This is a genomic window from Cellulosimicrobium sp. Marseille-Q8652, assembly GCF_965112045.1.
On record NZ_CBCOPS010000002.1, the window covers coordinates 1,882,707 to 1,901,134 of the forward strand.

The window sequence follows — 18,428 nt, forward strand, 5'->3', positions numbered from 1 at the left end:
CCGACCGCGGTCGCCCGCCGCACCCTCCGGCCGTGCCCGCGACCACGTCGACCCTCCGCTCGAGCGTTCCGCTCGAACCCGCCCGGACCGACCCGATAGCCTGCCCGAACACCGCATCACCGAAGGAGCCCCCATGGCCGAGTTCTCCGCCGAGGTCTACCAGAACGAGTTCCTGTCCGACGGCGCGACCGACGTCCACGCGATCGTCACCGTGACGTGCTCGGGAGCGGGCGCGGCCGGGGGCGGCACCGCCGGCGGGGTGGCCGAGATCATCATGGTCGACACGTCCGGGTCGATGTCCGGGCGCAACATCGAGGCGGCCAAGCACGCGGCCCAGGTCGCGGTCGACCAGATCCTCGACGGCACGTGGTTCGCGATCGTCGGCGGCAGCCACGTGGCCCACCGCGCGTTCCCCTACCCGAACGCGCGCGTGGCGATGGTGCAGATGGAACCCGGTGCGCGCGCCGAGGCGAAGCGCGCGATCTCGATGATGACGCCCGGCGGCGGCACCGCGATGAGCACGTGGCTGCGCCTCGCCGACCAGCTCTTCGAGACGGTGCCGCAGGCGACGCAGCGGCACGCGATCCTCCTGACGGACGGCAAGAACGAGTCGGAGCCGCGGGCGAACCTCTCCGCGGCGGTGCGCGACGTCACCGGGCACTTCCAGTGCGACGCGCGCGGCGTCGGGACGCGCTGGCAGGTCGACGAGCTCCGCGAGATCGCGACCGCGCTGCTCGGATCGGTGGACCTCATCGCCGACCCGAGCGAGATCGCGGCGGACTTCGAGGCACTCATGCGCGCGTCGATGGCGCGCGGCGTGGCGTCGGCGGACCTGCGCGTGTGGGCCCCGCAGGGAGCCCAGGTGCTGTTCGTGCGCCAGGTCGCCCCGACGGTCGAGGACCTCACGACCCGGCGCAGCGACGTCAACCCGCTCACCGGCTCGTACCCCACGGGATCCTGGGGCGACGAGTCGCGCGACTACCACGTGGCGGTGCGCGTCGCGTCGAAGCCCGTCGGGTCGGAGCAGCTCGCGGCACGCGTCCAGCTCGCCGTGAACGGGGAGGTCGTCTCGTCCGGGCTGGTCAAGGCCAAGTGGTCCGACGACGACTCGCTCACCACGCGCATCAACCCCGAGGTCGCGCACTACACGGGTCAGACCGAGCTCGCGGCGGCGATCCAGGAAGGGCTCGCGGCCAAGGCCTCGGGCGACGAGGCGACGGCGACCGTCAAGCTCGGCCGCGCGGTCCAGCTCGCGCAGCAGACCGGCAACGCGGAGGCCACGACGCGACTGCGCAAGGTCGTCGAGATCGACAGCGAGGAGCAGGGCACCGTCCGGCTCAAGCGCAACACCTCCACGCTCGACGAGATGGCGCTCGACACCGCCTCGACGAAGACGACGCGGGTGCGCCGGTGAGCGCGGTCGTGTGCCCGAACGGGCACCCGTCGGAGTCCACCGACTACTGCGACGTGTGCGGAGAGCCGATCGCGGCGTCGACCGGCGGCCCGGCCGCCCCGCCGGCGCGGGAGACCTCGTCGCCCGCGGTCGCGTCACCCAGCCCGGCGACGACGTGCCCGAACTGCGACTTCCCCGCCGCTGCGGGCGCGCTGTTCTGCGAGAACTGCGGGTACGACTTCACGACCGGGGCACTGCCCGACCCGGTGGAGCCGCCGTCGGCGCTCTCGCTCGACCCGCAGGCCTCCGGCACGCCGGTGCGGCCGTCGTCGGGCTCCCCCGCCCCGAGCGGGCCGCCCACCGCAGACCCGGCGCACTCGGCCGCGGTGCCCGCGCCCGAGACGCCGGCGGGTGCGCCCCTGCCGGTCGCCGGCGAGACCGGTGCGCCCGAGGCGGCGTCCGGCCTGTCGACGTCGGCCGGCTCGACGGGCAGCCACCTGCCCACCCCGCCCGTGCCCGGCCCGGACCGGTGGGTCGTCGAGATCTGGATCGACCCGGACTGGTACGCCGCCCAGCAGCCCGAGGACCCGATGCCGTCGGCGGGGCTGCCCGGGCTCGTCGTGCTGCGCGAGCGCAGCGTCCTCGTGGGCCGGCCGTCCGCCTCGCGCGGCATCCACCCGCAGGTCGACTGCGGGACCGACACGGGGGTGTCCCGGCGACACTGCCAGCTCAGCACCGACGGTCAGCGGTGGTGGGTCGAGGACCTGCAGTCCTCGAACGGGACGTACGTCAGCCCGGCCGGTGAGGCGCTGCCCACGGACCCGGTGCCCGCCGGCCAGCGGCGTGAGCTGGCCGACGGGGACCGGGTGTACCTCGGCGCGTGGACGCGCCTCGTGGTCCGCAAGGCGCTGCCCGGCGAGGCCTGACGCGCTCAGGCCTCGTGCGGCGCGGGCTCGGACGGCGAGCCCGCGCCGATCTGCGTCGTACCGGAGCCGGCGCGGTGCGTCACCTCGATGCGGCGCGGTCGCGCCTCCTCGGCCACGGGGATCGTCAGGGACAGCACGCCGTCCTCGTAGGACGCCGTGATGCGGTCGAGCGCGAGCCCGCGACCCACCGTGAGCTGGCGGGCGAAGGTCCCCGCGGGACGCTCCCGGGCGAGCCACTGGACGTCGGGGTCGGTCCGGGGGCTCCGCTCGGCACGGATCGTCAGCGTCCGGTCCTCGACCGAGACGTCGATGGTGCCGGGGTCCACGCCCGGCAGGTCCATCGTCAGGACGTAGTGGTCCCCTGCGCGGAACAGGTCGAGCGGCATCGCTCCCGACGCGCCGGCCACGCGTCCGCCCGTGGCCACCTGCCCCATCAGACGGTCCATCGCGTCCAGGGTGCTCGCGAACGGTTCCATCATCGCAGCCACACCTCTCACCTCCTCGACGGTCGGTCCCGGACCGTCCGGGACCGCTCGGTGTCCCGCGAGGCAGGCGCCCCGCGGCGGCTACGTCTCCAGTATTAGCACTCCTCCCCGGCGAGTGCCAAGAGGTGCGGCACGACCTCCGCTGCACGACCGCCACACCGCTCCGCACCGTTCGTTGGCGGGATCCTCCAAACGGTTGTGCGTTCCGTGCACGGCAGCGGCCCGGGGTCGTGCCCGAGCCCGGCGGCACCGTGCGCACCGGCGCAGCAGAGTGGTGCTGACCGTCCCGACGACGACCGGAGCACCGTGACCGACGCCCACCCCGCTGTCCCCGCGGCACGACCGCGCCCGCTCGCGCTCTCGGCGGGCGACGCGGCGCGCGTCGCGACGTTCGCCGCCCTGATCGCCGCGCTCGGCGCGCCCGGGTCGCTCCCGCTGTTCGGCAACGCCGTCCCCGTGACGCTCCAGACGCTCGGCGTGATGCTCGCCGGCGCGGTGCTCGGCGCCCGGCTCGGCGCCCTCTCCGTCGCGACGTTCCTCGCGCTCGTCGCCGCCGGCCTGCCGCTGCTCGCGGGCGGGCGCGGCGGGGTCGCCGTCTTCGTGGGGCCCTCGGCGGGCTACCTCGTGGGCTTCCTCGCGGGCGCCGCGGCGATCGGCCTCCTCGTCGACCGGCTCCGCCGGCCCACCTTCTGGCCCGTCCTCGGCGCGTGCCTCGTGGGAGGCGTCGCGGTCGTCTACGCGGTCGGGATCCCCGTCCAGGCGCTGGTCACCGGCGTCCCGCTGCCCACGACCGCTCAGCTCTCCCTCGCGTTCCTCCCCGGCGACGTCCTCAAGTCCGTCGCGGCCGCAGCGGTGACCGTCGGCGTCCTGCGCGCGTACCCGGGCGCCCGGCCCGCGCGCCCCTGACGACCTGCGAGAGTGTGCCCGTGCCCGTCGCCCCGCAGGTCCTGCGCCACGCCGCCGACCCCGTCGCGCGCCACCGCGTCGCGCTGCGCACGACGGAACGCTCCCGGACCTACGCGGAGCTCTGCGCCGACGCGCGGGCCGGGGCGACGTTCCTCCGCGCCGCCGGGACCGCGCCGGGCGACCTCGTGGCGCTGTCGCTGCCGGACCCGGTCGACCTGCTGACCGCCGTCCTCGCCGTCGACCTCGCGGGTGCGACGCCGCTCGTGTGCGACCCGGCCTGGCCGCGGGCGCACCGCGCCGAGGTGCTGCGCGCGGTCCGGCCCCGCACGTTCGTCGAGGTCCCGCTCCCGCGCGGGACGGTGCGGGACGAGGAGTCGGCCGGGGGACCGGGGGCGTCGGCGCACGCGAGCGCCGCACCGCAGGGGGGTGCGGCGGCCGCGGGCGCCTCGGGACCCGCGCCCGACGACCTCGCGTGGGCGGGGTTCTCGTCGGGCAGCACCGGTCGTCCGCGAGCCGTCGTGCGCACGCGGGCGTCGTGGGTCGACTCGTTCGACGACGTCGCGCGGCTGACCGGCACCACCCCGGCCGACACGGTCCTCGTCCCCGGCCCGCTCGCGTCGTCGCTGTACTGCTTCGCGGCGGTCCACACGCTCGCCCTCGGGGCGTGCGCGTTCCTCACGCGCACGCCCGCCGCCGCGACCGCCGCGCTCGCGCGCTGCGACGTCGTGCACCTCGTCCCGTCCGTGCTGGAGGAGGTCCTCGACGCGCTGGACGCCGGCGCGCCGGCGCGCCTGCGGCAGGTCGTCGTCGGGGGTGCGTCCCTCCCGGCGGGCGTGCGGGAGCGCGCCGCCCGGCACGGGCTCGCCGTCCTCGCGTACTACGGCGCGGTCGAGCTCTCGTTCGTCGCGCACGACCCCGACGGCGCCGGGCTGCGCGCCTTCCCGGGTGTCGAGCTCGACGTACGCCCGCTCGCGGGCGCGAGCGTCGGCGAGGTCTGGGTGCGCTCCCCCTGGGTCGCCCGGGGGTACCTCGCCCACGCGACCGGGCCGCTGCGCCGCGAGGGCGGATGGTCGACGGTCGGAGACCTCGCGGACCTGCCTGCTGATCTGCCTGCCGAGCCGCCCGCCGGTACGCACGCAGCACCGTTCCGTGACGCCGGCCTGGTCCTGCGCGGCCGCGGCGACGGCGCGATCCTCACCGGTGGCGCGACGGTCGTCCCCGAGGACGTCGAGGTCGTCCTGCGGGCCGTGCCGGGGGTGCGCGACGTCGTGGTGCTCGGCACGCCGCACCGCCGGCTCGGCGCCGTCGTCACCGCCGTCGTGGAGTGCGACGCGCGACCCGGCCTGCGCGCGCACCTCGAGCGCGTCGCGCGGTCGGCGCTCGCGCCGAGCCAGCGCCCGCGCCGCTGGTACGCGACGGCCGCGCTGCCCCGCACGCCGTCGGGCAAGCCCGCGCGCGGCGTGCTGAGCGAGGCGCTCGGGACGCTCGAGCGGCACCCCGCCGACCTCGTCCCGCTGCCGTGACGCCCGACCGCACGGTGCACGGGACCGTGCCAGGGACGGCGCCCGTGGTCGTCGCCGCGCGGCGCACGTGGATCGGCACGGCGGGCCACGGCCACCGCGCGCGCACGGAGGTCGACCTCGCGGCGGCGGTCCTGCGGGCCGTCGTGGACGACGCCCGGGCGCTCGGGATCGCGGCCGACGTGGCCGACGTCGTGCTCGGCTGCTGCACCGGGCCGGGCGGCAACGTCGCGCGGGTCGCGGCGCTCGCCTCCGGCCTGGGGGTCGAGGTGCCCGGGCTCACGGTGGACCGGCAGTGCGGCTCCGGGCTCGCGGCCGTGCTGCTGGCCGCGCAGCAGGTCCGTGCGGGCGGCGCCGGGCTCGTCCTCGCGGGCGGGACGGAGAGCGCGTCGACGGCGCGGACCCGGACGCCGGGAAGCGGCCCGGCCACCGGGTCCGCGCGCGCGGCCTTCACGCCGGCGCCGTGGGCCGACCCGGAGATGGGGGCGGCCGCCGACTCCCTCGCGCGCTCGCGGGGGGTGACGCGCGAGCGCCAGGAGGCGTACGCGGCCCGCAGCCACGCGCGGGCGCTCGACGCGCACGCGGCGGGGCGGTTCGACGCGGAGACCGTGGGGATCGGCACGGCACGAGGCGGCTCGTCGAGCCGGGGGCCGCGCGAGACGTCGCGAGCCACGTCCTCCACGGGACCCTCCCGCGCGCCGGCCGGAGCCCGCGGTCCGCTCGACCGTGACGAGCGGGCGCGGCGTCTCGACCCGTCGCGCCTCGCACGGATGCCCGCGGCGTTCACGACCGGCGGGACGGTGACGGCAGGTACCGCGAGCCCGGTGAGCGACGGCGCGGCGGTGGTCGCCGTCGTCCCCGAGGCGCTGCGCCGCGCGCTCGGTGTCCCTGGACTGCGCGTGGTGGCGTCGGCGACGGTGGGGTGCGACCCCGCCGAGCCGGGCTGGGGCCCGGTGCCCGCGACCCGGACGGTGCTCGACCGGGCGGGGTGGTCCGTCGGCGACCTGGCGACCGTCGAGGTCGTGGAGGCGTTCGCCGCGCAGGTGCTCGCCGTCACCGACGCGCTCGGTCTCGACCCACTGGGCACCGACGCGCGCGTGTGCGCCGACGGCGGGGCGCTCGCGCTCGGTCACCCGTGGGGCGCGAGCGGGGCCGTGTCCGTCGTCCGGCTCTTCTCGCGCCTCGTGCGCGCGGGGGCCCCGGCCGGGACGCGCGGGCTGGCCACCGCCGCGGCGGGCGGGGGCCTCGGCGTCGCGGCGCTCGTGGAGGTGGTCCGGTGAGGTGGCGGCGCGCGCGGGCCGACCGTGCCGGGACCGGGTCCGGGACCGAGGAGGATCCCCACCGGCCCGGCACGCGCGGCTGCGTCGTGACGCTCGAAGACGTCCACGTGCGGCTCGGCGATCGCGAGGTGCTGCGCGGGATCGACCTCGTCCTGCGCGAGCGGCGGATCGGCGTCGTCGGGGCGAACGGGTCGGGCAAGAGCACGCTCGCCCGGCTGCTCAACGGTCTCGTGGTCCCGACGAGCGGTCGGGTGCTCGTGGACGGCCTGGACACCCGCCGGCACGGCGCGCGCGTGCGTCGTCGCGTGGGCTTCGTCTTCACGGACCCGGACGCGCAGATCGTCATGCCGACGGTCGCGGAGGACGTCGCGTACTCCCTGCGGGGCGTCCCCGCGGGCACGGCGCGCGACGCCCGCGTGCACGCCGCGCTGGAGGCGCGCGGGCTCGCGGACCACGCCGACCACCCGGCGCACCTCCTCTCCGGGGGGCAGAAGCAGCTGCTCGCGCTGACGTCGGTGCTCGTCACCGAGCCCGACCTCGTGGTCGCCGACGAGCCGACGACCCTCCTCGACCGACGCAACACGCGCCGCGTCGCCGCCGAGCTGGCGTCGCTGCCCCAGCAGGTCGTGCTCGTCTCGCACGACCTCGAGCTCGTGGCCGCCATGGACCGCGTCCTCGTCGTCGACGGCGGGCGGGTCGTGGCCGACGACGAGCCGGGCGCGGCGCTCGCCCGCTACCGCCGCCTCGTCGACGACGACCTCCCGCCGGCCCCGCGGCACCACGCGGCGCAGCGACCACCGGCGACGCGGGTCCGGCCGCCCCACGCCGCGGACGGCGGAACCGGATGAGCGGGCCCGGCGCGGCCGCACCCCTTCCGCGGCCCTCGCCGCTCCACCGTGCGCCGGCCGGTGCGAAGCTCGCCGGCCTCGCCGCCGCCGGTTCGGGCGTCCTCCTGCTCACCGAGCCGTTCGCGGTCGGCGCGGCGGCGCTGGTCGTCGTCGCGCTCTACGCGGTCGCCGGCGCGGGCCCGCGCGTGCTGTGGAGCCAGGTCCGGGCGCTGCGCCTCGTGGTGCCGGTGCTGCTCCTGGTGCAGTGGTTCACGCTCGGCCCCGCGACCGCCGTCGTGCTGACCGCCCGCCTCGTCGTCCTCGTCGCGCTCGCCGGGCTCGTGCTCGTCACGACGCGCACCTCGGAGGTGCTCGCGGCGATCGAGCGCGGCCTGCGGCCGCTCGGTCGCGCGGGGGTCGACGTCGCGCGCGTCGCCCTCGTGCTCTCGCTCGCCGTGCGCGCGGTCCCGGTGGTCGCCGCGCTGGCCGGGCGCGTGCGGGACGCGTGCCGCGCACGGGGGCGCGAGCACGACGTGCGCGCCTACGCCGTCCCGCTCGTCGTCGCCTCGCTGCGGCACGCCGACGCGACGGGCGACGCGCTGCGTGCACGGGGCCTCGAGGACTGAGCCGCGCACCGCGCGACCCGGCCCGCGAGGGCCCGGCGGGCTGCGCGACGTGACCGCGGCGCTACGTCGACGACGCGGAGGAGCGACCCCGGAGCGCGAGGACGGCCGCGACGAGGATGACGACGACCGTGACGACGAGCATCGCGCGGTAGTCCACCGCCCCGACGAGCGCCGCGCCCAGCACCGTCAGTCCCAGCTGCGGGACGTTGAGGAGCATGTTCGTCGCGGCGGACACGCGGCCCTGCAGCCCGGCAGGCGTGCGCAGCTGCCGTTCGGTGACGAAGCCGACGACGGCCCACGTGACGCCGAGCCCCACCGCCCCGAGCCCCACCATGATCGCGACGAGGTCCGACCCGGTCGTCGGGACCACACCGAGGCCCAGCACGACGAGCGCGACGGCCACGAGGCGCTGCGCGCCCCAGCGCGCGACGAGCCGTGCCGCGGTGAGCCCGGCGACGATGCCCGTCACGGCCTGCACGGAGGCGATCGGGCCCAGGAGCGCGGGCGCCAGCCCGAGCCCGTCCTCGATGATGGCGAAGCTCACCGCGTTGAGCAGTCCGACGGCGGCGAACGCGACGACGAGAGCGACCGTCAGGGCGCCCAGCGGAGGCGTCCGCACGAGATGCCGGAAGCCCGCGGTCGCCTCGGCGAGCAACGGCTCGCGGTCCGCCGCCGCGGCGGGCGGCGTCTCGACGAGCTCGATGCGCCCGACGACGAGGGCGGCGGCCGCGAACGCACCCGACGCCGCGAGGACGAGCGGGACCGGACCCGCGAGCGAGTAGGCGCCGGCGCCGGCGACCGGCATGAGGAGGCGGAACACCTGGTCGATCGTCGTGAGCCGGCCGTTGGCGGGCGCGAGCGCGTCGTCGGGCAGCATGTCGCGCACCAGCCCCGACTGCGCCGCCGCCGTGGCGAAGCCGACGCCCGAGTACACGACGGTGACGGCGAGGACGAGCCACACCTGCCCCGGCCCGCGGACCGCGAGGAGCAGCAGGAGCGTCAGCGCGCCGACGAGATAGGACACGACGAGCATGCGGCGGCGCGACACGCGGTCCGCGACCTGGCCGAGGAGCGGTGAGACGAGCGCGGGGAGCCCGAGCGCGGCGAACACGAGCCCTGCGGCACCGTTCGAGCCGGTGAGCTCCTTGACCCAGACGGCGAGGATGATCGCGAGGACCGAGTCGGCGAAGTTGGTGAACCCCCACCCCACCGTGAGGAGCCGGAACGGTCGCGACCTGAGGGCGCTCCGCGCGTCGACGGCAGACCCGTCGGCGGAGCCGTCGGCAGGGCCGGCGACGCCAGCGGTCGGCGTCCGTCCGGCGGCCCGCTCGCCGGTCATCGCTCGGCTCCCGGCCGGGCGTCGTCCACGCGATCGACGACGTCGCCGGCCGGCAGGTCGGCGTTGACGATGCCGAGCAGGCGCGCCTGCCGTGACCCGGCGGGCCGCAGCGACGGGTCGTCCCACCGCCCGGCGAACCGGTCGGTGAGGCCCTCGACCTCGCGCGCGAGGTCGGCGAGCTCCTCCTGCGTGGCCCAGAACGACGCCGTGGTGAGCGTCGAGGCGAGGAGCCACTCCGGCGCCTCGGAGCCGGAGCGCGCGAGCCAGTCCCGCACGCGGTCCGCCTCCTGGTCGAGCAGCAGGGCGGCCACGGCGCCGGCGGCCGGGAGCGACCCCGGGACGTCCGGGTCGAAGCGCGTCTGACGTCCCTGCCCGACGGCGCGCCACGGCCGTTCCTTGCCACGCCGGTCCGCGGCCTCCACGAACCCGTACTTGGCGAGCATCCGCAGGTGGAACGAGCAGCTCGCCACCGACTCCCCCGTCACCTCGGCACACCGCGTGGCGGTGACCTCTCCCTCGTCGTCCAGCAGCGTGAGGATGCGCAGCCTCAGGGGGTGCGCGAGCGCGCGCAGGCGCTCCGGGTCGGACGTGACGAGCGGGCGGCGGTCGGGGCCGGGCGCGTGCGCGGGCGAGGTCATGCGTCGACCCTAGGACGCGAAAGATGTCTTGCGCAAGAGTTCTTTAGGAAGGCCCGCCCAGGGTGTCGTGCCCCCGACGAGACGGGGACGGGTCGTCGTGCAGACGGCTCACCACCACGACCACGCCGAGCACCGCCACGGCGAGCGAGACCCCCGCGAGCACGTCGGTGAGGAAGTGGTACCCGAGGTAGAGCCGGCTGCCCGCGACCGCCGCCACCACGACGACCGACACCAGCACCCAGCCGGCGAGCAGCCGCCCGCTGTGGTGCCGGTGCCACACAAGGTAGCCGCCCACGAGGACGAGCGTCGCCGCACCGATGGTGTGGCCCGAGGGGAAGGAGAAGGACCGCTCGACCCCCGCGACGACCATCGACGCGTCCGGCGGCCGCGGCCGCGCGATCACGGCCTTGAGCACCGTCGACGTGAGGGTGGCCAGCACCATCGCGCCGGCGAGCAGGCCGGGCTCCCACCACGTCCCGGAACGGCGCGCCCACACCACGCAGCCGACGGCGACCAGCACGGGCAGCACGAACGGCCCGAAGAGGTTCGTCACCACCGTGAGCACCGACGTCACGGCCGGGGTCCGGTGCGCGACCAGCCATGCGAGGAGCGGCTCGTCGAGCGCCCACAGGTCCTCGCGCTCACGGACCGCGTCGAAGAGTGCGGCGAACCCGAGCACCCCGAGCACCAGGAGCGCGACCCCGGGCCACACGCGGACCAGCACGTGGGTCGCCTGGCGCAGCCGTCCCGCGTCCTCCGGGGCGGTCTCGCGCCCCGCCCCGTGCTGCGCTCCCCCGCTCGCGCCGACCACCTCACCCTGCTCCTGCGCGCCGCTCATCCCCGGACGTTACGCACGGCGTCACGTCCTCGCAGGTCGGGACCGCCGGAGCGCGGGCGCGCCGGCGGCCGGCCCGCGGCGCACGGCGCCGGCGCCGACGCCGACGCCGTGCGCGTAAATCAGGTGCACCACCCGTGCGGCGCGTGGTTCTGTGGTCACACACCGCGGTGACGTCCGTCCGGTCCGTACCGGGCGGTGGAGGGTCCGGCCAGACCCAGCGTTCCGACGTCACGAGAGCAGGACCATGCATCCCCTCATCACCTACGACGTGGCGGCCCTCAGCCGTCGCGAGCAGCTGCAGGAGCAGACCCTGCGCCGCGAGCAGCTGCGCCGCACCACGACCCGCGTCCCGTCGCGCACCCGGCAGGCCCGCCTGCCGCGTCGCACCGCATGACGCGCACCGACCGCGCACCCGCCCGGGACTCCTCCCCGACGGATGGCGGCTCACCCCGAAGGCCCCGGACGCCCGGACCCACCACGGTCCGTGCACCCGGGGCCTTCGTCGTCCCGCAGCCCGTCCCGGCGACCGTGCCGGACGGCGCCGCGCGGACTCGCGACTAGGCTGTCGGGCGTGAGTCCCGTGAACGCCAACGAACGCATCGTGTGGATCGACTGCGAGATGACCGGTCTCGACCTGGGCGCGGACGCCCTGGTGGAGGTCGCCGCCGTGGTCACCGACTCCGAGCTCACGGTGCTCGGTGAGGGCGTGGACGTCCTCGTCCGGCCCCCCGCCGAGGCCGTCGAGCAGATGGGCGACTTCGTGCGGCAGATGCACACGACCTCCGGCCTGCTCGACGAGCTCGCGACCGGGCTGACGCTCGCGGAGGCCGAGCAGCGGGTGCTCGACTACGTCCGCGCCTGGGTCCCCGAGCCGGGCAAGGCTCCCCTCGCGGGCAACTCGGTGGGCACCGACAAGGGCTTCCTCGACCGCGACATGCCCGCGCTCATGAGCCACCTGCACTACCGGATCATCGACGTGTCCTCCGTCAAGGAGCTCTCGCGCCGGTGGTTCCCGCGCGCGTACTTCGCGTCGCCCGAGAAGAACGGCGGTCACCGGGCGCTGGCCGACATCCTCGAGAGCATCGACGAGCTCCGGTACTACCGCGAGGCCGTCTTCGTCCCGCAGCCGGGGCCCGACTCGGCGACCGCCCGGGAGATCGCCGCGCGGATCAAGGCCACCTCCGTCGCGCGTCCCGTCGCCCCGCGGGCGGAGGAGCCCGCCGTGGCCACCGTCACAGACGCCGACCCGGCCGACGGCGCCCCCCGGTCCTGAACCCCCTCGCGGACCTAGTACACTTTTCGACGGCCGGTGCTCACGCTCCGGCCCGGCGGTCCGCCCCTCGAGGGCGGTCGCACCTGGTGGGTATAGCTCAGCTGGTAGAGCACCTGGTTGTGGTCCAGGGGGTCGCGGGTTCAAGTCCCGTTACTCACCCCAGCGCAGGGCCCCTCGTCCGCGAGGGGCCCTGTTGTCGTCCGCGGACCCTCCGCGCCCACCCGGAGGATGCTCGACGGCGCGCCGTCGGACGGAGCGCCGCGACGGCGCCGACGCGTCGATCGACATACGGTCGGGTAACGATCCGCGCCGCGCCCCGTGACCGGCTCGCGCACGACGACGGACTGTGATCGGCTGGGGCGCCGGAACCACGACGGTCGGAGGAATCGCCCCGTGATCGAATTCCGCTCGGTCAGCAAGACCTACCCCGACGGCACCGCCGCGGTCCACGACTTCAGCCTGGTCGTGCCACCGCACCGCACGACGGTGCTCGTCGGGTCCTCGGGCAGCGGCAAGACGACGCTCCTGCGGATGATCAACCGCATGGTCGACCCGACGGCGGGCGTCATCGAGATCGACGGCGAGCCCATCGCGGACAAGGACCCGGTGCGGCTGCGGCGCGGCATCGGCTACGTGCTGCAGAACGGCGGCCTCCTGCCGCACTACACGGTCATGGACAACGTCACGACCGTGCTGCGGCTGGAGAAGACCCCGAAGCGCGTGGCGCGCGAGCGCGCGCTCGAGCTCCTCGACACGGTCGGGCTCGACCGCGGCCTCGCCGAGCGGTACCCGAGCCAGCTCTCCGGCGGGCAGCAGCAACGCGTCGGCGTGGCCCGAGCCCTGGCGGCGGACCCGAACATCCTCCTCATGGACGAGCCGTTCGGCGCGGTCGACCCCATCGTCCGCGCCGAGCTCCAGACCGAGACGCTGCGCCTGCAGCAGGAGCTGCAGAAGACGATCGTGTTCGTCACGCACGACGTGGACGAGGCGTTCCTGCTCGGCGACCAGGTCGTCATCCTCGAGAAGAGCGCGAAGGTCGCCCAGGTCGGCTCTCCCAGCGAGATCATGGAGAACCCCGCGACCGACTTCGTCGCGAGCTTCATCGGCGTGGAGCGAGGGGCCCGCGCCCTGCACACCAAGCGCACCGCGCACGGCACCGTCCTCGTCGACACGACCGGCCGGACCCAGGGGGTCCTGGTCGAGGACGGCGCATGACCTGGGTCGCCGACAACCTCGACCTCATCGGGCGCCTCACGGTCGAGCACCTGCGGCAGAGCGCCGTGCCCATCCTGCTGGGGTTCCTCGTGTCGATCCCCGCCGGCTGGTTCGCCTACCGCTTCCGGCTCACGCGCGGCCTCGTCCTCACGCTCGTCGGGCTGCTCTACACGATCCCCTCGCTCGCCCTGTTCGCGCTGCTCCCGCCGATCCTCGGCATCAGCTTCCTGTCCGAGGTGAACCTCGTCATCGCGCTGACGATCTACGCGGTGGCGATCATGACGCGCTTCGTCGCGGACGCACTCGACTCCGTGGACGCCGTCGTGCGGCAGGCCGCCGTCGCCGTCGGGTACGGACCCTGGCGCCGGTTCTGGCAGGTCGACCTCCCCCTCGCGGGACCCGTGGTGCTCGCCGGCCTGCGCGTCACCGCGGTCTCGACCATCTCCCTCGCCACCGTCGGCATCCTCATCGGGATCGACAACCTCGGTTACCTGTTCACGAACGGCTACCAGCGGCAGATCGTCGCCGAGATCCTCGCGGGGGTCGTCGCCGTGGTCGTCATCGCCCTGGTCGTGGACGGGCTGCTGGTCCTGCTCGGTCGGCTGGTGCTGCCCTGGACCCGGACGGTGCGCGCATGAACCTGTTCGCCGAGGCCGTCGCCTGGATCTTCTCGCCCGACCGCGCGGAGGGTTCGCTGCCGCTCTCCGAGGCGATCTGGACGCACCTCGCCTTCACCTTCGTCTCGGTCCTCATCGCCGCCGCCATCGCGGTCCCGGCGGGCTGGCTCATCGGCCACACCGGCCGCGGGCGCGAGATCGCGGTCGCCCTCTCCGGGGCGGCGCGCGCCGTGCCGTCGTTCGGGCTCGTGCTGCTCCTCGTGCTCGTCCTCGGCGTCACGCACAAGATCGGCGCGTCGATCACGGCGTTCGTCCTCCTCGCCATCCCGCCGATCCTCGCGGGCGCGTACGCCGGCGTCGAGGCGGTCGAGCGCCGCGTCGTCGACGGCGCGCGCTCCGTGGGCATGACGCCCTGGCAGGTGCTGCACAAGGTCGAGGCACCCCTCGGCCTGCCCCTGCTCATCGGCGGGCTGCGCTCCGCGACGCTCCAGGTCGTCGCGACCGTGACGCTCGCCGGGTACGTCGGCAACTGGGGCCTCGGGTTCTACATCATCCAGGGCATCCAGATCCGGGACTTCGCGCAGATCCTCGGGGCTGCGCTCCTCGTCGTCGTCCTCGCGCTCCTGCTCGACGCGGTCTTCGCGCTCCTGCAGCGCTTCGTCGTCCCCCGCGGCGTCGCCGCCGGTCGCACGACGGAAAGCCCCGGCCGCCGTCGACGGCGCACCGCCACGGCCCCGAACCCCGCGTGACCGGTCAGACCCTCTTGCCCGCCCCTCGACCGCACGGAACCGAGACCGTCCCCCGGGACGCACCTCAGAAGGGACACCACCCATGCGCACCCCCCGCCGCACCCTCACCCTCGTCGCCGGCGCCGCGACCGCCGCGCTCGCCCTCGGCGCCTGCAGCAGCTCCGACCCGCTCGACGAGGACACCGGCGACGGAGGCGGCTCCGCCACCTCCGACACGATCGTCATCGGCTCCCAGGCCTACTACTCGAACGAGATCATCGCGGAGATCTACGCCCAGGCCCTCGAGGCCGAGGGCTTCGAGGTCGAGCGCAACTTCAGCATCGGCCAGCGCGACGCCTACATGCCGGCCCTGGAGGACGGCGAGGTCACGCTGTTCCCCGAGTACACGGGCAACCTCCTGCAGTTCTTCGACCCGGAGACGACGGCGACCTCGCCGGAGGACGTCTACGCCGAGCTCCAGGAGGCGCTGCCCGAGGGCCTGACGGTCCTCGACCAGTCCGAGGCCAGCGACCAGGACTCGTACAACGTCACGGAGGACTTCGCGTCGCAGTACGACGTGAGCAGCCTCGCCGACCTGGCGGACCTCGACGTCGACCTCACCCTCGGCGGACCCGCCGAGCTCGAGCAGCGCCCGTACGGGCCGAAGGGCCTGCAGGACGTCTACGGCGTCGAGGTGTCGTTCGTCGCGACCGGCGACACGACGGTCCAGGACCTCGTCGCCGGCACGGTCAACGTCGCGAACGTCTTCAGCGCCGACCCGCAGATCCAGACCGAGGGCCTCGTCACGCTCGACGACCCCGAAGGCCTGTTCCTCGCGTCGAACGTCGTGCCGCTCGTGAACGCCGACGTCGCGGACGAGATCGCCGACGTCATCAACCCCGTGAGCGCCGCGCTCACGCCGGAGGGCCTCGTCGACCTCAACGTCCAGTCGACCGTCGACCAGCGCTCGACGGAGGACATCGCCGCCGACTGGCTCGCGGAGAACGACCTGGCCTGAGGCGCCTGAGGCCTCCTCCGGTCGCCCCGGGTGCTCCGGGGCGACCGGGAACGGTGGGTCCCCGACCCGCCGGGCTCGGCGGGACCGGCCCGCTCGCGCGCCCGTCGGCTCAGCGGCGGACGCGCGCCGCGATCGCGTCGGCGAAGCGGTCGAGCGCGCCGGGTGCCAGCGCCATGAAGAGCGACGGCTCCGTGAGCTCGAGCTCGATGACGACGGGCCCGCCGTCGTTGCCCGAGACGAGGTCGACGCGCGCGTAGAGGAACGACGACGCGTCCCCGTCCGCGACCGCGTCGGCGGCGACCGCGAGCGCGTTCCGCGCGACCGCGACCTGCTCGTCGCTCGCGGTGAACGGGCTCATCTCCTCCTGCTGGTACAGGCCGCGCGTCGGACGGTGCGGCCCGGTGAGGAGGGCGTTCTTGCGCACGGCGTGCGAGAGCTCGCCGTCGACGAAGACGAGGCCGGTCTCCCCCGCGGTGTCGACGCTCGTGACGTAGGGCTGCACCATGACCTCGCGGCCGGAGACCAGGAGGTTCTTCGCGTGCTGGATGGCGAGGCCGCGCGAGTGCGCCTCGCCGGACTGGTAGCGCCCGGTGTCCTTGGCGCCCGCGCTGACCACGGGCTTGATGACGAAGTCGCCCTGCGCGGGGAGCCGCGTGTGGATCGCGCGCGACGAGAGGTTGCGCGCCGGGTCGAGCCAGAGCGTCGGGATGACGGGCACCCCGGCCTCCTCGAGCCCGCGCAGGTAGCCCTTGTCGGTGTTCCACCGCAGGACGCGCTCGGTGTTGAGGATCCGCGGCACGCGCGCGGCCCACGCGACGAACTCGTCCCGACGCGCGGAGTAGTCCCAGGTGGAGCGCACGACGACGGCGTCGAAGGAGTCCCAGTCGACGTCCGCGTCGTCCCAGACGGCGGGCGTGGCGCCGACACCGCGCGCGTCGAGCGCGCGCACGAGCGGGGCGTCGTCCGGGTCGAGGTCGGGCAGGACGGAGCAGGTCGCGAGGGCGACGCGCGGGGCGGAGTTCTCGGTCGTCACGGGTCGAGACTAGGTGACGCGGCCCGGTCGCGGGGGTCGTGCCGCCGACGAGCGCGTCACAGCCCCTGCTCCTCGAGGAGCCGGAGCCAGACCTCGCTCACCGTGGGGTAGGACGGCACGGCGTGCCACAGGCGCGCGAGCGGCACCTCGCCGACGACCGCGATCGTCGCGGCGTGCAGCATCTCCGCGGCGTCGGGGCCGACGAAGGTCGCCCCGACGATCACGTCGCGCGCGGTGTCGACGACGATCTGGGCTGCCCCGGCGTAGTCCGTCGCCCGGACGGAGGACCCGGCGACGTTCGCGAGGTCGTAGCGCACGACGCGCACGTCGAGGCCGGCGTCGCGCGCGGAGCTCTCGGTGTGGCCGACGGCGGCCACCTCGGGGCGCGTGAACACGACCTGGGGAGAGGCGACGTGGTCCGCCGTCGCGGCGTAGCGCGTCCACGGGGCGGGCGCCTCGCCCGCGGCCGGCGCCGGCTCCCCGGAGGTGGGGGCGTCCGTCGTGCCGGCGTCACCGAAGCGCGCGGCGATCACGTCGCCCGCGACACGGCCCTGGTACTTGCCCTGGTGGGTCGTCGCGACGCGGCCGGTCACGTCCCCCGCGGCGTACAGCCAGCCGCCGTCCACGCCCTGGACGAGCATCGAGTCGTCCACCTCGAGCGCGCGGCCCGGCCGCAGGCCGAGGACGTCGACGCCGAGGTCCTGCGTGCGCGGCGCGCGGCCCGTCGCCACGAGCACCCGGGCGACGTCCACCGGGGTCAGGTCCGGTCCCTCGTCCGGGGACGCCGCCGACCCGGTGGCCGCGAGCACGAGGCGCGCGCCGCCGTCGGGCCGGGGTTCGACGGCGCTCGCGCCGACGCCGAGCCGCACGTCGACCCCGGCGGCGCGCAGGGACGCGGCGACGGCCTCCCCCGCGAACGGCTCGGTCCGGCCGAGCAGACCGCCCCGCGACAGGACGGTCACGCGTGCGCCGAGGTCCGTGAGCGCGAAGGCCATCTCGCACGCGACGACGCCGCCGCCGATGATCGCGAGGGACTCCGGCACGTCCTCCACGGCCGTGGCCTCGCGGCTCGTCCACGGGCTCACCTCGGCGAGCCCGGGCACGTCGGGCAGGACGGGCACGCTGCCCGTCGCCGCGACGACGGCGTACCGGGCGGTGAGCACCCGGGACCGGGGCAGGTCGTCGACGTCGGCGTCCGGGTCCTCCGCGACGACCTCGACCTGGCGCTCCCCCACGAGACGCCCCAGACCGCGCACCAGCGAGATGCCCGCGCCCTCGACCCAGCCGACCTGGCCCTCGTCGTCCCAGTCGGAGACCATCGAGTCGCGCCAGGCGAGCACCGCCGCGACGTCGAGGCTCCCCGGCGTGGCTACGCCCGGGACCCCTGCCGCCTCGGCGCGCACGGCGCCCGGCCGCAGCAGCGTCTTGGACGGCATGCACGCCCAGTAGGTGCACTCGCCGCCGACGAGCTCGGCCTCGACGAGCGCGACGGAGAGACCGGTGCGCCCGGCCCGGTCGGCGACGTTCTCCCCGACGGGTCCCCCGCCGAGGACGATCACGTCGTAGGTGGCGTCGGCGGCGTCGTCCCCGCCCGTCGACCGGGTCTGCTGGCTCGCCTCGGGAACGTCCGTCGTCGTCATGCCCTCATCCTGACCGCTCCCTCGGCCGGCCGCTCCCGGAACCACAGGAAAAGGGCGTGAGCCACGGCGTCGCCCCGTCCTACCCTCGGACGACCGCCAGCACACGCCGGGAGCCCGTCCGCGGTC

The 18,428-nt window shown here is 75.6% G+C and carries 19 protein-coding genes and 1 tRNA gene; 14 read left to right on the forward strand and 6 right to left on the reverse strand.

The annotated features are described in order from the left end of the window. Positions 1-133 precede the first annotated feature (133 nt). Complete coding sequence (locus ACWPWV_RS18400; protein ID WP_454044333.1) at positions 134-1,414, forward strand: VWA domain-containing protein; 1,281 nt, start codon at positions 134-136, stop codon at positions 1,412-1,414. Next, positions 1,411-2,319 (forward strand): FHA domain-containing protein, encoded by a 909-nt coding sequence (locus ACWPWV_RS18405; protein WP_454044334.1) that lies wholly within the window; start codon positions 1,411-1,413, stop codon positions 2,317-2,319. The genes ACWPWV_RS18400 and ACWPWV_RS18405 overlap by 4 nt, the downstream gene beginning before the upstream one ends. Positions 2,320-2,324: 5 nt before the next feature. Here the strand turns inward: ACWPWV_RS18405 and ACWPWV_RS18410 are convergent, their stop codons facing one another. Further along, positions 2,325-2,798: an Hsp20/alpha crystallin family protein gene (locus ACWPWV_RS18410; protein WP_454044335.1), complete on the reverse strand. Its 474-nt coding sequence runs from the start codon at positions 2,796-2,798 to the stop codon at positions 2,325-2,327. A gap of 312 nt (positions 2,799-3,110) precedes the next feature. On the opposite strand from ACWPWV_RS18410, the gene ACWPWV_RS18415 reads away from it, so the two are divergent. From ACWPWV_RS18415 to ACWPWV_RS18435, 5 genes are all read left to right on the forward strand, one after another. Then, entirely contained in the window at positions 3,111-3,710 is a 600-nt protein-coding gene (locus ACWPWV_RS18415; RefSeq protein WP_454044336.1) for a biotin transporter BioY, read from the forward strand. 20 nt (positions 3,711-3,730) lie between these two features. After that, positions 3,731-5,233, forward strand: a complete 1,503-nt coding sequence (locus tag ACWPWV_RS18420; RefSeq protein ID WP_454044337.1) for a class I adenylate-forming enzyme family protein — start codon at positions 3,731-3,733, stop codon at positions 5,231-5,233. Positions 5,234-5,259: 26 nt separating this feature from the next. Further along, positions 5,260-6,510 carry a thiolase family protein gene (locus ACWPWV_RS18425; RefSeq protein WP_454044338.1) on the forward strand — a complete coding sequence of 417 codons (1,251 nt, stop codon included), beginning with the start codon at positions 5,260-5,262 and terminating at the stop codon, positions 6,508-6,510. Positions 6,511-6,596: 86 nt separating this feature from the next. Then, positions 6,597-7,358 (forward strand): energy-coupling factor ABC transporter ATP-binding protein, encoded by a 762-nt coding sequence (locus ACWPWV_RS18430; RefSeq protein ID WP_454044600.1) that lies wholly within the window; start codon positions 6,597-6,599, stop codon positions 7,356-7,358. Continuing rightward, the gene (locus ACWPWV_RS18435; protein WP_454044339.1) at positions 7,355-7,963 is read left to right on the forward strand and encodes a CbiQ family ECF transporter T component; all 609 of its coding nucleotides are present in this window, start codon (positions 7,355-7,357) and stop codon (positions 7,961-7,963) included. Before ACWPWV_RS18430 ends, ACWPWV_RS18435 begins: the two co-directional genes overlap by 4 nt. A gap of 61 nt (positions 7,964-8,024) precedes the next feature. Here the strand turns inward: ACWPWV_RS18435 and ACWPWV_RS18440 are convergent, their stop codons facing one another. The 3 genes from ACWPWV_RS18440 to ACWPWV_RS18450 are packed head-to-tail and all read right to left on the reverse strand — an operon-like array spanning position 8,025 to position 10,778. Continuing rightward, complete coding sequence (locus ACWPWV_RS18440; RefSeq protein ID WP_454044340.1) at positions 8,025-9,302, reverse strand: MFS transporter; 1,278 nt, start codon at positions 9,300-9,302, stop codon at positions 8,025-8,027. After that, positions 9,299-9,940 carry an ArsR/SmtB family transcription factor gene (locus tag ACWPWV_RS18445; RefSeq protein WP_454044341.1) on the reverse strand — a complete coding sequence of 214 codons (642 nt, stop codon included), beginning with the start codon at positions 9,938-9,940 and terminating at the stop codon, positions 9,299-9,301. Before ACWPWV_RS18445 ends, ACWPWV_RS18440 begins: the two co-directional genes overlap by 4 nt. Before the next feature lie 43 nt (positions 9,941-9,983). Next, positions 9,984-10,778, reverse strand: a complete 795-nt coding sequence (locus ACWPWV_RS18450) for a phosphatase PAP2 family protein (protein ID WP_454044342.1) — start codon at positions 10,776-10,778, stop codon at positions 9,984-9,986. Between the two features lie 244 nt (positions 10,779-11,022). Between ACWPWV_RS18450 and ACWPWV_RS18455 the strand changes: the two genes are divergently transcribed. The 7 genes from ACWPWV_RS18455 to ACWPWV_RS18485 all read left to right on the forward strand — a co-directional run bounded on the left by ACWPWV_RS18455 (position 11,023) and on the right by ACWPWV_RS18485 (position 15,629). Beyond that, positions 11,023-11,172, forward strand: coding sequence for a hypothetical protein (locus ACWPWV_RS18455; RefSeq protein ID WP_454044343.1), 150 nt, complete (start codon positions 11,023-11,025; stop codon positions 11,170-11,172). A 177-nt stretch (positions 11,173-11,349) separates the two neighbouring features. Continuing rightward, a complete protein-coding gene (orn, locus tag ACWPWV_RS18460) occupies positions 11,350-12,051 on the forward strand; it encodes an oligoribonuclease (RefSeq protein ID WP_454044344.1) in 702 nt (233 codons plus the stop codon). 86 nt (positions 12,052-12,137) lie between these two features. Beyond that, positions 12,138-12,213: transfer RNA gene (locus ACWPWV_RS18465), tRNA-His, on the forward strand. 231 nt (positions 12,214-12,444) lie between these two features. Then, on the forward strand, positions 12,445-13,266 hold the full coding sequence (locus ACWPWV_RS18470) for an ABC transporter ATP-binding protein (protein ID WP_454044345.1): 822 nt from the start codon (positions 12,445-12,447) through the stop codon (positions 13,264-13,266). Beyond that, the gene (locus ACWPWV_RS18475) at positions 13,263-13,904 is read left to right on the forward strand and encodes an ABC transporter permease (RefSeq protein ID WP_454044346.1); all 642 of its coding nucleotides are present in this window, start codon (positions 13,263-13,265) and stop codon (positions 13,902-13,904) included. Before ACWPWV_RS18470 ends, ACWPWV_RS18475 begins: the two co-directional genes overlap by 4 nt. Further along, entirely contained in the window at positions 13,901-14,632 is a 732-nt protein-coding gene (locus ACWPWV_RS18480) for an ABC transporter permease (RefSeq protein ID WP_454044347.1), read from the forward strand. Before ACWPWV_RS18475 ends, ACWPWV_RS18480 begins: the two co-directional genes overlap by 4 nt. An 82-nt stretch (positions 14,633-14,714) precedes the next feature. Next, positions 14,715-15,629, forward strand: a complete 915-nt coding sequence (locus tag ACWPWV_RS18485; protein WP_454044348.1) for an ABC transporter substrate-binding protein — start codon at positions 14,715-14,717, stop codon at positions 15,627-15,629. Positions 15,630-15,738: 109 nt separating this feature from the next. Here ACWPWV_RS18485 and ACWPWV_RS18490 read toward each other — a convergent pair whose 3' ends face one another. Then, the gene (locus tag ACWPWV_RS18490; protein WP_454044349.1) at positions 15,739-16,662 is read right to left on the reverse strand and encodes an ATP-grasp domain-containing protein; all 924 of its coding nucleotides are present in this window, start codon (positions 16,660-16,662) and stop codon (positions 15,739-15,741) included. A gap of 56 nt (positions 16,663-16,718) precedes the next feature. Further along, a complete protein-coding gene (locus ACWPWV_RS18495) occupies positions 16,719-18,302 on the reverse strand; it encodes a dihydrolipoyl dehydrogenase family protein (RefSeq protein ID WP_454044350.1) in 1,584 nt (527 codons plus the stop codon). Positions 18,303-18,428 lie beyond the last annotated feature (126 nt).